This window comes from Aquimarina muelleri DSM 19832 (assembly GCF_000430665.1).
Taxonomy (GTDB): Bacteria; Bacteroidota; Bacteroidia; order Flavobacteriales; family Flavobacteriaceae; genus Aquimarina; species Aquimarina muelleri.
The window spans coordinates 107,380-121,032 of the sequence record NZ_KE387188.1; the positions used below are offsets into that span (position 1 = coordinate 107,380).

Below are 13,653 nucleotides of genomic sequence, written 5' to 3' on the forward strand. Positions count from 1 at the left end.
GATTATCTTTTAACAATAAGTTAAAATTTTAAACATATGAAATATATTTTTACTATTTTTTTTATATCCTTAAGTACTATTTCTTTTTCTCAGGATAACTTATCTTTAGAATATTACCTTCCAAAAAACATCACCTACAATCCTGAAATCCCAACACCTCAAAGCATACTAGGATATATCCCTGGGAAATGGCATGTTACACATGATAAATTAGTTAACTACATGCAAGCTCTTGCTGTAGCTTCTCCCAGAATTACTATTGAAGATAGAGGTAAAACTTTTGAAGACAGACCTTTATTATTACTCACTATTACTTCTGAAAAAAACCATAGCAATCTCAAGGAAATACAAAAAAAACATGTAGAACTTACAAAAAGTGATTCTAATCGATTAAATATAGATGACTTACCTGCAATTGTATATCAAGGGTTTTCTATTCATGGTAATGAACCCAGTGGCTCAAACGCTTCAATTATAACTGCCTACTATCTAGCAGCTGCACAAGGAAAAGAAATAGAGGAGCTTTTAAAGAATGTTGTTATTTTATTCGACCCTTCTTTTAATCCAGACGGTTTACAACGTTTTGCATATTGGGCTAACACTAACAAAAGTAAAAATATTAGCACAGATCCGCAAGATCGAGAATATAGCGAGATATGGCCTGGAGGAAGAACCAATCATTATTGGTTTGATATGAACAGAGATTGGTTACCTGCACAATTACCAGAATCTCAGGCTCGTATTACAACTTTTCATAAGTGGTACCCTAATATCCTTACAGATCATCATGAAATGGGACCTAATAGCTCTTTCTTTTTTCAACCAGGTATCCAATCCAGAACACATCCGCTAACCCCTAAACTAAACCAAGAATTAACTAAAAAAATAGCAAATTATCATGTGAAAGCATTAGATAATATTGGTTCTTTATATTATACTGAAGAAAATTTTGATGACTTTTATTATGGTAAAGGGTCTACTTTTCCTGATATAAATGGTGGTGTTGGTATTTTATTTGAGCAAGGTAGTTCTCGTGGTCATGCACAACAAACAGATAATGGAATATTAACTTTTCCTTTTACTATAAAAAATCAATTTACGGCAGCTCTCTCTACTCTCGAAGCTGCAAAATCAATGCGTAAAGAATTATTAGAATACAAACGTGATTTTTACAATAATGCAAGAAAAGAAGAGTCTAAAGGTGCCTATATTTTTGGTAATGAAAAAGACGCCGCTTCTTCATACCATCTGGCAGAAATTCTTAAAAGACATCAAATACAATTATATGAAATTAAACAAGATTTAACCATCCAAAACAAAAATTTCAAAAAAGGATATAGTTATGTTATTCCTAAAAACCAAAGACAAAAAAGATTACTTAAAGCTATTTTTGAAAAAAGAACAACATTTCAGGATAGTTTATTTTATGATATCTCTGCATGGACATTTCCTTTGGCTTTTAATCTAGATTTTGCAGACAACATATCTTCCATTGATTTTGGTGATGAAATATTAGATCTTACACATAGAAAAACAATTCCTATAACCAAAAGTAATTATGCATACTTATTAGAATGGCATGAGTATTATACACCCAGAGCATTATACCAAATCCTTAGCAAAGGAATACGCGCAAAAGTAGGCACTAAACCTTTCTCTTTAGAAAACAAAGATTATGATTATGGTACCATTTTAATACCCGTACAGAATCAAAAATTAGATAAAGACGAATTACACGTTTTACTTCAAAAAATAGGATTAGATAATCATGTAGATATTACTAATGTTTCTACAGGGCTTACTAATGGCATAGATTTAGGGAGTGATAAATTTAGACCTCTATCTACCCCAAAAATCGGTCTACTTACAGGAAATGGTATTACCCCTTATGATTCTGGAGAAATTTGGCATCTAATGGATCAACGCTATGACATCCCTATTACCAAACTAACCACTGGTAATTTAACAAAAACTGATTTATCTACATACACGCATATCATATTACCAAACAGCCAGAAAGAAAGTATAAACAGCCAAAATATAACAAAAATAAAAAACTGGATTCATAGTGGAGGCACTTTAATTGGTTATAGAAATGCCGCACAGTTTTTCAAAGACAAAGACCTTATGAAAATTGAATTCGTCGCTATAAAAAATGATGCGAAAAATATCTCTTTTGAACAAAAACAAGATTTTTTTGGAGCTCAGGTAATTGGTGGAGCAATTTTTGAAGCTAAAATAGATCGCTCCCATCCTATCAATTTTGGGTATAAAAATGATAAAATCCCTCTATTTAGGAACACAACATTATTTATAAAACCAGATAAACAAAGTTATAACAATCCTATTCAGTACACCAAAACACCTTTACTTAGCGGATACATAAGTAAAAAAAATTTAGATTCGTTATCAGGAACTATCCCTTTTAAATATAATCAACTTGGAAAAGGAAAAGTTATCTTATTTACAGACAATACAAATTTTAGAGCTTTCTGGTATGGCACCAATAAATTACTAATGAATGCAATTTTCTTTAGCAATGAAATGTAATACCCTCTATTTTCAACAAACTACCTACAGCTTTTTCTTTGTTTTACTATAAGCTTCAAACTAAAAAAAATCGAAAGGAGCTAGTTCTATTTAAAAACTATTATCAAAAAAAAATAGTAAAACTCATATCTAGGTGCACTAACTATTTGTTTAAATTGGCAATAGAAAAAAGCACTCTGTTTGTGGTTAAATTTAAATGTAACTAAGATAATATTTTTATATTTATTAGAGTATAAAATTGTAATTTGGGGTCTTATCAAAAAAAGAAAATTATGGCTCGTACTCCTTCGAATATGTTGCCTCTTGGCACTATTGCTCCGGACTTTTCTCTTATCGATAGCGTAACTAATGACTTAGTTAATCTAAACGATGTTAAAGGTCAAAAAGGAACAATTATTATGTTTATCTGTAATCATTGTCCATTTGTTATACATGTAAATGAAGAAATTGTTCGTATAGCTAATGATTATCGTACCCAAGGGTTTGGTTTTGTTGCTATAAGCAGCAACGATATTGAAAAATACCCACAAGATTCCCCCAAAGAAATGTGGAAAACAGCTCAAAAAAACAATTACACTTTTCCTTATTTATTTGATGAAAATCAAGAGATTGCTAAAGCTTATGATGCAGCATGTACTCCTGATTTTTATTTATTCGATACTGATTTAAAACTAATATATCGAGGTCAACTCGATGACTCAAGACCAGGTAACGGGATCCCTGTAAACGGCAGAGATCTTCGACAAGCTCTAGATACGGTACTTCGTAATAGAAAAGTGTCAGAAAATCAAAAACCAAGTATTGGCTGTAATATAAAATGGAAAGAATAAGTACATAAATTATTCTATTCTTAGATCAGCAGTATAAAAAGAAAAGAGATCGATTGATAAAAATGTTTTTTTTTTGAGAAAAACATTAATAAATCAAAATCCATTCAAAGGATTAAAATCCTACTATAGTTTATAGATGTACTAAATGAGTATTAATGCACTATATATTTATATTCTTCGATATCGAAAAAATATTTTATTATCTCCTAAATAAACAAACAAGTATTAATTTAACATCAAATATCCCTTACTCTTCTTCATACATTTTAAAAATATAACCTTCATTAAAAAATCATTCTACTTTTGCATATGAAAACTCTTCTTTAGAAGATAGATCTGTTAGCACAAGCATTGTATCGTTTATACTTTCTATTTTATATCTATAGATACGATCATCCATTGGAAAAAAACAAATCAATACATCATTTTCTATTCTTGTTTTTAATCGATTAGCAAATCGACCATTATAAAAATTAAATCGTATAGTTCCTTCAAACATCAGGTAATCTTCTGTGTTTTGAATAAAAAGCCATTTTCCTTGTAAAGCTCTATAAGTATCCCTATTATAAAACTTATTATCTAATAAAGATTTCATTTTTTGGGCATATCCAACAAATCCTTTTTCGAGAACAATACCTTCTATCGGTTCACCCATCTCCTTTTTCTCTATCTCCTTATTATTATCAAAATAATGTATAGATTCATACTTGGTATATGCATTAGAATAATCCAAAACTACCTGTCCACTTTCATTTTTTGTCTCTACATAAGGCCGTTGTTGATAGTTAACATAAATTAGATTATCATTCCAAAAATAAAATGTAGTTATTATATCTGTAGTTCTAGTTCCTACTTTTCTAATAATTTTTTTCAATCTTTCATGCTCATAATACCCATTTAGTTCAGCTCCATGATCTGCCATTTTATCCAAAAACTCTTCTGGATCTAAGTAAAAAGTTTCAAATTCTATATATCCATCTATTATCTCTATTTGATCATTAATATTAACTAAAATATCTTCTTTTTGTTGACTTCTCACAAGACAAACATTACAAAGGGCAAAAAAAACAATAAGCTTTTGTTTCATATCTAGGGGTATAGCAATTTTTGTTTAAAGTATAAATAAAAGAGGATTTAAACACCTCAACGTATCTTTTTAACAAAATGATTTTTATTAAAACAAAAAATAAATTAAAGGTTAAATTAAGTATAAAAAATTAAAAATAAAGCTTTTGACACAAAAACAATCTTAAGATATGATAATTTATTTTTACTCATCTATCTTTTATTAAAAAAATAAACATTATAATTCTTTGATAATAAGAAAACAAAAAAAACCCGAACATAACTAATATTCGGGTTTTAAAAAAAATAAAAAACGTGAAAAAATCTATTTCACATTTACTAATTCTACATCAAAAATAAGTGTTGCATCTGGAGGTATAACCCCTCCAGCTCCTCGTTCTCCATATCCTAAATGCGATGGAATTACAAATCTTGCTTTATCTCCTACTTGCAACAATGCGATTCCTTCATCCCAACCAGAAATTACCTGTCCCATACCTAATGAAAAATCTATAGGCTGATTACGTTTATAGGAAGAGTCAAATACGGTACCATCAGTAAGACTTCCTTTATAATGTACAGATACGGTTTTTCCTTTTTCTGCTTTTACACCATCTCCATTTTGGATCACTTTATATCGCAAACCACTATCAGTTTTATCAAATCCCGCTGCAAGTTCTTCTAACAAACTCTCTGTCTTTTTCTTAGCTGCCGCTTCTCTCTCTGCTTTTGCTCCATTAAAAGTTCTAAAAGTCTCTACTGCATTAAAACTCTCTGCATCTACTCCAACTCTTTGAATTTCTACAGATTGTATTTCATCTCCTTCTTCGATGCTATTTACTACATCTTGCCCTTCTACAACTTTACCAAAAACTGTATGTTTACCATCTAACCAAGATGTTTCCACATGAGTTATAAAAAACTGACTTCCATTTGTTCCTGGACCTGCATTGGCCATTGATAATACTCCAGGACCATCATGTTTTAAATCAGGATGTATTTCATCATCAAATTGATACCCTGGACCTCCAGATCCTGTACCTTGAGGATCTCCTCCCTGAACCATAAAATCTGCAATCACTCTATGGAACTTTAGACCATTATAATACGGTTTTCCTTGTGGAATTGCTTGGTTTTCTAAATTACCTTCGGCTAAACCAACAAAATTACCTACCGTTCCCGGTGTCTTCTTATATTCTAAATTAATAAGAATACTTCCTTTTGTTGTATTAAATTTTGCGTATAATCCTTCTTGCATAATATAGTTTTTAAGCTTTTTGTTTTAAAGTTGCAAAGATAAGTAATTGACTTTGGTTTAATATTAGAGTTATTAAAGTTTTATAAGTCTTAAATATCCACAAAAACCAAAACTATTTTTTTTAATAGGAGACTACAAAATTTTATTACCATAAGGTTTAATGAATCTAAATCATAGGAAACAGTGTTTAAGAACAATAAATAATAGACAAATCTGTTATAAAGAATTACTAAAATTTAAAAACACTTAAGAATAACCAATATATGCAATGAAACTACTACTTACTTTACTTTTATTATTTTATCTATTTTTCATTCCTACCATTACTGCACAAAACATTTACGAATCTGGGTATTTTATTGACAATGATGGTAATCGAAAAGAATGTCTTATAAAAAAAATATCCTGGAAGCAAAACCCAACAGAATTTACTTGGAAAAAAACAATTTCATCAAGCCCATCTATTGGTAAAATTAAAGATTATAAAGAATTTGGGGTAGGTCAAGATTATATTTTTAAGAGATACATAATGAAATTTGATCTTAGAGGGGATAATATTGGAAAATCAACAAAAAGTAAAAATCCAGAATTAAAAATAAAAAAAGTTTTTCTTAGAGTAATTCTAAAAAGTGAAGCTTCTTTATATCAATATTCTGAAAACGATGTACATCGTTTTTTTTACACATCCAAAGACACACCATACCCTGATTTATTAATTTATAAAACTTATTATATTCCTGATGATAGTAAAAAAGCAGGAAAAAAAGTTATCCCAAAAGCTAACACTCAATTTAAAGAACAATTACAGCAATATGTAAATTGCAGAAATCAAGATGTTGGAGAATTAACACACTCACAAAGAGATTTAAAAAACTATTTTTCTGATTATAACAATTGTAAAGGAGCAAAAATAGAGTATATAGTAAAAAGAAAGATTAGTCAAACAAAGGTTGGACTTATAGCTTCCTTAGATTTTGTGAGTTTTTCTCATCCTTCAGAATTTAATCTAAATCAAACGGTTACTTACGACAATACACTAGCAACAAAATATGGTATTTATTTAGAAACTTTTATTCCATTCTATAAAGTTGACCTTAGTTTTTTTTTAGAATCTACTTATAGAGCTTTTTCTACACAACAAAACAATGCTGCTGGAACAATAACCCCATTAACTCTAGACTTTAAAAGCATCAATGTTGCTCTAGCCCCCAGATTTCATGTTTATTTAAGTTCAGATTTTGAGCTTTTCTTTGAAGGAGGGCTCTCTGTGGATCATGACTTGGGCACTAAATCTGTTTTTAACAGTGTTGAAAAAATCACTTTGGATTACTTTTATGGAGGTGGATTTGGTGTTGGACGCTTTAAAGTTGGATATCGAATATATACAGATAAGAACATTGCTAAAAGTGAAACATTAAGCACTTCATTATCAAATTCTAAGTTATCAACATCAAGCTTATACATATCTATAAACTTATCTAAATACAACAAAAAGAAGTTATCAAATTTTGAAATGTAATTTTAATAACAAAAAAGGTGTCCTAAAAACAGAGGACACCTTTTTTATTTACAACGTATATTATTTTTAATTTGCTACTTCACTAATAAATTTAATGCGATACAAACGTAATTCTTCATCATCATAATCCCCATCAAACTCCTCTATTGCTTTATCTATCTTATCATCTTCTGCTTCGATAAAATATTCGTGAATTTCTTCTTGTTGATCTTCATCTAGAATATCATCAATCCAATATGCAATATTAAGTTTAGTACCACTATACACGATAGCTTCCATTTCTTTGATAAAGGTATTCATATTCATCCCCTTTGCTGCAGCTATATCATCTAAAGGCAACTTACGATCTACATTTTGTATAATATATAATTTAAGACCACTATTAGCTCCTGTACTTTTCACCACAAAATCATCGGGTCGTAAAATATCATTTTCTTCAACATATTTAGCTATAAGAGTAACAAATTCATTACCATATTTTTTGGCTTTTCCTTCTCCTACTCCATGAACATTTGCTAATTCCTCTATAGTTACAGGGTACTTTAAAGCCATATCATCAATCGATGGGTCTTGAAATACTACGAATGGAGGAACTCCTATTTTTTTTGCTACAGATTTTCTTAAATCTCTAAGCATTCCTGCTAATTTATCGTCTCCACTTCCTTTACTACCAGATTTTGTAGCAGTAATTATAGAATCTTCTGTATTATTGTTATAAACATGATCTTCGGTCATCATAAAACTGACAGGGTTATTAATAAAACCTCGTCCTTCTTCTGTTATCCTAATCACTCCATATGTTTCGATATCTTTACGTAAATACCCCCCTACCAACACTTGTCTTACTAGAGCCATCCAATAGTTATTGGCTTTAGCATTACCACTACCAAAAAAAGGCTGTTGATGAGTTTTATGAGATATAATTAATGCATTACTTTTACCTATTAGTGTACTTACCAGATCTTTTGCCTTATAAATCTCTCCTGTTTTACTAACTACCTCTAAAAGTAATTTAACTTCGTCTTTAGCTTCGTGTTTTTTCTTTGGATTACGGATATTATCATCCATATCCGCACCATCTCCATTTATTTCATCAAACTCTTCTCCAAAATAATGGAGGATAAATTTGCGCCTAGATATAGAAGTTTCGGCAAAAGCCACAATTTCTTGTAACAAAGCATGCCCAATTTCTTGTTCTGCTACAGGCTTACCACTCATAAACTTCTCCAGTTTTTCAATATCCTTATATGCGTAATATGCTAAACAGTGCCCTTCTCCTCCATCTCGACCTGCACGCCCTGTTTCTTGATAATAACTCTCTATACTTTTGGGCATATCATGATGAATCACAAATCGTACGTCTGGCTTATCAATACCCATTCCAAAAGCAATAGTAGCAACGACTACATCAACATCTTCCATTAAAAACATATCTTGATGTCTCGCTCTGGTTTTTGCATCTAATCCTGCATGATAAGGAACAGCTTTTACACCATTAACTTCTAATGTTTGTGCTAATTCTTCTACTCTTTTTCTACTAAGGCAGTATATAATACCACTTTTACCTGAATTTTGCTTTACAAAACGAGTAATATCGGCATCTACATTTTTTGTTTTAGGACGTATTTCGTAATATAAGTTAGGTCGATTAAACGATGCTTTAAAAGTTTTAGCATCACTCATCGCTAAGTTTTTAAGAATATCTTCTTGTACTTTAGGCGTCGCAGTTGCAGTAAGTCCAATAATTGGAATATCTTCTCCTATCCTCTTAATAATACTTCTAAGATTTCGATATTCAGGTCTAAAATCGTGTCCCCACTCACTAATGCAATGGGCTTCATCTACTGCCAAAAAAGAGATCTCTTGAGATTTTAAAAAATCAACATATTCCTCTTTGGTCAAAGATTCTGGCGCCACATACAATAATTTGGTAACTCCATTTTCAATATCCTCTTTTACTCTCTTCACCTCAGACTTATTGAGAGATGAGTTAAGTACGTGAGCAATGCCTTCTACCGATGAGATGCTTCGAATAGCATCCACTTGATTTTTCATTAACGCAATCAAAGGAGAAACCACAATAGCGGTACCCTTAAACATTAAAGCAGGCAATTGATAACAAAGGGATTTTCCTCCACCTGTAGGCATTATTACAAAAGTATTTTGTTTTCTTAAAATACTTTGTATTACCTTTTCCTGTAGTCCTCTAAATTGACTAAATCCAAAATGTTTTTTTAAAGCACTTTGTAAGTCAGTTTCATTCAAACTCATTAAATATTATAACTTTTATATACCAATAAACTAAAGATTCACTAACACTAAAATCTGATTCCCCCAAGACAGATTTAGTGGATGTTTCGTTTTTAACTTTAATATGTCAAAGATAAACAAAGCATAATTTAATACGCTTTTTTTTATGACTATTTAAAATTAATAAGGTATTGTATACCTTTGCATAAATTAAAGATAACAAAATCTTTAATTATAACATGCAAATTTTTTAAATTTTGAACACTCAGGACACTATAATTTCATACGCAAAAAAAACTATCGCTGAAGAAGCCCGTGCGATTGCTTATCTAGAAGAGCTTATAGACGAAGAATTCTCTAATGCTGTAGAAAACATACATAAATCAAAAGGCAGGGTTATTATTACAGGGATTGGTAAAAGCGCTATTATTGCTACTAAAATTGTAGCAACAATGAACTCTACAGGAACTCCTGCGGTTTTTATGCATGCTGCAGATGCTATTCATGGAGATTTAGGAAACATTCTCGAAGATGATATTGTTATCTGTATTTCTAAAAGTGGTAATACTCCCGAAATAAAAGTATTAGTACCTCTTATTAAAAATTTTAAGAACACTTTAATAGCTATTACCTCCAATAAAGAGTCTTTTTTAGGGAAAGAAGCAGATTATGTTTTACATGCTTATGTAGAAAAAGAAGCATGTCCTAATAATTTAGCCCCTACCACTAGTACTACTGCTCAACTTGTTATTGGAGATGCTCTTGCAGTTTGCTTATTACATCTACAAGGTTTTTCTAGCAGAGATTTTGCCAAATATCATCCTGGTGGGGCTTTAGGAAAAAAATTGTATTTGCGAGTAAGTGATATTACTTCTCAAAACGAAAAACCTGAAGTATCTCCAGATTCTAACATAGCTAGTGTAATTGTAGAAATGACAGAAAAAAGACTTGGAGCTACTGCGGTTACTGAAAATGGAGTCATTTTGGGCATTATAACAGATGGTGATTTACGTAGAATGCTTACTACTAACATATCTTCTTTTGAAAAACTAACTGCTAAAGATATTATGTCACCAAACCCTAAAAGTATTAATAATGATGCAATGGCTGTAGATGCTCTTGAACAACTAGAAGAGAACTCTATTTCGCAATTATTAGCTGTAGAAAATGGCAAATATGCTGGTTTTTTGCATATTCATGATCTAGTTAGAGAAGGTATTCTATAATGACAAAAAATACTACAAAAAATCCTCAAGCCATGTCTTTTTTAGATCATCTAGAAGAGTTAAGATGGCATTTAATTAGAGCTACTATAGCGGTGATGACTGCTGGAATCATAGCATTTATCGCTAAAGAATTTGTTTTTGACGTATTAATTTTTGGTCCAAAAAAAGCTGATTTCCCCACATACAAAGCACTTTGTAATTTATCCAAATATCTAGGGTTAGATGAAAGTTTATGTTTTAAAGAACTCCCTTTTAGTGTACAAAGCAGAAAAGTTGCTGGGCAATTTTCTGTTCATATTTGGACATCTATAACTGCAGGTTTCATAATTGCTTTTCCATATGTTATATATGAATTCTGGAAATTCATTGCTCCTGCAATGTATGATAAAGAAAAAAAATACTCCAAAGGTTTTATTATTATATGCTCTTTTCTTTTTTTTCTAGGGGTACTTTTTGGTTACTATGTGATCACCCCTTTGTCTATTAATTTTTTAGGAGGCTATCAGGTTAGTAAAGAAGTTCTTAATGAATTTGACATCGACAGCTATATAGCTTTAGTTAGAGCATCCGTAATTGCATGTGGATTAATATTCGAACTTCCAGTTATCATGTTTTTCCTTACTAAAGTAGGCTTGGTTACTCCCGAATTCTTAAAAAAATACAGGAAATTTGCTCTAGTAATCGTATTAATACTTTCTGCTATAATTACACCTCCTGATATTGCTAGTCAGGTTATTGTAGCTATCCCTATATTAATACTATATGAGATAAGTATATTTATTTCTAAAACTGTGATTAAAAAACAAAATAAAAAATTACAAAAACAGCCTAAATGAACGATATAGTAGATGATTTTAATGACTACCGAGAAAAAATGAATTCTCGTATTCTAGAAGATAATAACAAAATAATAAAAAGAATCTTCAATTTAGACACTAATGCGTATATGGAAGGCGCATTAAATGTAAAAACAAAAGAGTTATTAGGGTTAGTTGCCTCTGCTGTATTACGTTGTGATGACTGTGTACAGTACCATTTGGAAACTTGCCATAAAGAAGAGCTAAAAAAAGAAGAGGTAGTTGAAGCACTTAGTATAGCCACTCTTGTTGGTGGTACCATTGTTATTCCTCATCTTCGGCGTGCTTATGAGTTTTGGGATGCTTTAGAAGCAAAAACTTCTTAAACAATTAACGGTTAAAAAGAATAGTGTAAATTTACGAGTTCATTTTAGCAACATCCACTATATAAAAGAAGTCATTCTGATATGAAGTTAAAAGCAGAAAATCTTATAAAAACATACAAAGGCAGAAAAGTAGTAAAAGGCATTTCTCTAGAAGTAAATCAAGGTGAAATTGTTGGGCTTTTAGGTCCTAATGGTGCAGGTAAAACCACTTCCTTTTACATGATCGTTGGCTTAGTAAAACCTAATGGCGGAAAAATCACTCTAGAAAATACCGATATCACAAAATATCCTATGTATAAAAGAGCCCAAAACGGGATAGGATATCTTGCCCAAGAAGCTTCTGTTTTTAGAAAATTAAGTATTGAAGACAACATTTTAAGTGTATTACAACTTACCAAGCTTACCAAAAAAGAGCAATTACACAAGATGGAAGAGCTTATCGAAGAGTTTGGATTAGGACATATTCGCAAAAGTCGTGGTGATCTACTTAGTGGTGGAGAACGTCGTCGTACAGAGATTGCTCGTGCCTTGGCAACAGATCCTAACTTTATTCTATTAGACGAACCTTTTGCTGGAGTAGATCCAGTTGCTGTAGAGGATATACAACGTATTGTTGCCCAATTAAAGAATAAAAACATTGGGATCCTTATTACCGATCACAATGTTCAGGAAACACTAGCAATAACAGATAGAACTTATCTAATGTTTGAAGGAAGCATCTTAAAAGCGGGTATTCCAGAAGAATTAGCAGAAGATGAAATGGTTCGTAAAGTATATTTAGGACAAAATTTTGAACTTAGAAAAAAGAAAATAGATTTTAATTAAAAGAAAAGTGCTTATATACTTACAACTTAGGCATACAATTTTTGATATCAAATGTAATTTCTTTGCATAAGAGTTTTGTTTTTGTTATTTCTATTTGCACTATTAAACCTTTAGAATTAATTGGATTAGATTGATCAAAAATAAAATTACCAATACTATAATAAATGGGTTTTCCTTTATAAAATTCAATTGATTGTATGGTGTGTGTATGGTGCCCTATAATAACATCTGCTCCTGAATCAATTAATGCATAGGCTTGTTGTTTTTGAGATGTTAATGGTTTTATAGTATGTTCTGCTCCCCAATGTAATTGAACAATTATAACAGAGTTGGATTCTATAGCTCTCAATTTTTTGATCCTTTTGGCTATAGAATCAAAAGAATCTTCGCATACACAAGGTTTATCTTCTAAAAATGGCCAGTTTTCTGAAGGTACTTGAAGCGAAGAAAACACATATACTTTTCGTGGATAAGAAGCTATTAACTGTCCCTTGCAAGCTTCTTTTAGATTATCTCCAAACCCCAAAGGTATTAATCCGCTTTTTACAATATTCATTTTTGTGTCGACCAACCCTTTTCTTCCTTGATCCATCGAATGGTTATTAGCCATATTAAGATGTGTAATCTTATGTTCTTTTAATACTGTTAACCATTCTGGATCGGCTCTGAAAATAAATTTTTTATTAATTGGTTCTTCAATTTCGGTGGCCGGGCACTCTAAATTTGCAATCACAATGTCACTTTCTCTAAAAACAGAGTCTATAGTAGAATGAAACAAACTATGTATACCTAAGTATTCTATTCTTTCTCTAACTCCCCTATCCAAAAGGAGATCTCCTACAAAAACGATTTTATTTACCTTGGGTTCTTCATTTAAGAAATCACACGAAACTGTTAGTATACTTATTAAAAGTAACGCAAAAAGCGATGTATTACGCATAAATTTT

Annotated in this window: 11 protein-coding genes; 7 read left to right on the forward strand and 4 right to left on the reverse strand. The window is 31.0% G+C overall.

What is annotated here, in order from left to right; genetic code table 11:
* The first annotated feature begins 36 nt into the window (after positions 1–36).
* Entirely contained in the window at positions 37–2,550 is a 2,514-nt protein-coding gene (locus tag H527_RS0119250) for a M14 family metallopeptidase (protein ID WP_027414152.1), read from the forward strand.
* A 272-nt stretch (positions 2,551–2,822) separates the two neighbouring features.
* Positions 2,823–3,380 (forward strand): thioredoxin family protein, encoded by a 558-nt coding sequence (locus H527_RS0119255; RefSeq protein WP_027414153.1) that lies wholly within the window; start codon positions 2,823–2,825, stop codon positions 3,378–3,380.
* A 292-nt stretch (positions 3,381–3,672) separates the two neighbouring features.
* Here H527_RS0119255 and H527_RS0119260 read toward each other — a convergent pair whose 3' ends face one another.
* Both H527_RS0119260 and H527_RS0119265 read right to left on the reverse strand, forming a co-directional pair.
* Positions 3,673–4,467 (reverse strand): hypothetical protein, encoded by a 795-nt coding sequence (locus H527_RS0119260; protein WP_027414154.1) that lies wholly within the window; start codon positions 4,465–4,467, stop codon positions 3,673–3,675.
* 303 nt (positions 4,468–4,770) lie between these two features.
* On the reverse strand, positions 4,771–5,703 hold the full coding sequence (locus H527_RS0119265; RefSeq protein WP_027414155.1) for a peptidylprolyl isomerase: 933 nt from the start codon (positions 5,701–5,703) through the stop codon (positions 4,771–4,773).
* Positions 5,704–5,971: 268 nt separating this feature from the next.
* Between H527_RS0119265 and H527_RS0119270 the strand changes: the two genes are divergently transcribed.
* A complete protein-coding gene (locus H527_RS0119270) occupies positions 5,972–7,222 on the forward strand; it encodes a hypothetical protein (protein ID WP_027414156.1) in 1,251 nt (416 codons plus the stop codon).
* 66 nt (positions 7,223–7,288) lie between these two features.
* Here H527_RS0119270 and H527_RS0119275 read toward each other — a convergent pair whose 3' ends face one another.
* Entirely contained in the window at positions 7,289–9,493 is a 2,205-nt protein-coding gene (locus tag H527_RS0119275) for an ATP-dependent DNA helicase RecQ (RefSeq protein ID WP_027414157.1), read from the reverse strand.
* Positions 9,494–9,729: 236 nt separating this feature from the next.
* Between H527_RS0119275 and H527_RS0119280 the strand changes: the two genes are divergently transcribed.
* From H527_RS0119280 to lptB, 4 genes are all read left to right on the forward strand, one after another.
* Complete coding sequence (locus tag H527_RS0119280; protein ID WP_027414158.1) at positions 9,730–10,698, forward strand: KpsF/GutQ family sugar-phosphate isomerase; 969 nt, start codon at positions 9,730–9,732, stop codon at positions 10,696–10,698.
* Positions 10,698–11,534 carry a twin-arginine translocase subunit TatC gene (gene tatC / locus H527_RS0119285; protein ID WP_027414159.1) on the forward strand — a complete coding sequence of 279 codons (837 nt, stop codon included), beginning with the start codon at positions 10,698–10,700 and terminating at the stop codon, positions 11,532–11,534. Before H527_RS0119280 ends, tatC begins: the two co-directional genes overlap by 1 nt.
* Positions 11,531–11,881 carry a carboxymuconolactone decarboxylase family protein gene (locus H527_RS0119290; protein ID WP_027414160.1) on the forward strand — a complete coding sequence of 117 codons (351 nt, stop codon included), beginning with the start codon at positions 11,531–11,533 and terminating at the stop codon, positions 11,879–11,881. The genes tatC and H527_RS0119290 overlap by 4 nt, the downstream gene beginning before the upstream one ends.
* A gap of 81 nt (positions 11,882–11,962) precedes the next feature.
* Positions 11,963–12,706: an LPS export ABC transporter ATP-binding protein gene (lptB, locus tag H527_RS0119295; RefSeq protein ID WP_027414161.1), complete on the forward strand. Its 744-nt coding sequence runs from the start codon at positions 11,963–11,965 to the stop codon at positions 12,704–12,706.
* Between the two features lie 19 nt (positions 12,707–12,725).
* On the opposite strand, the gene H527_RS0119300 is transcribed toward lptB, so the two are convergent.
* Positions 12,726–13,646 (reverse strand): CapA family protein, encoded by a 921-nt coding sequence (locus H527_RS0119300; protein ID WP_035089216.1) that lies wholly within the window; start codon positions 13,644–13,646, stop codon positions 12,726–12,728.
* Positions 13,647–13,653 lie beyond the last annotated feature (7 nt).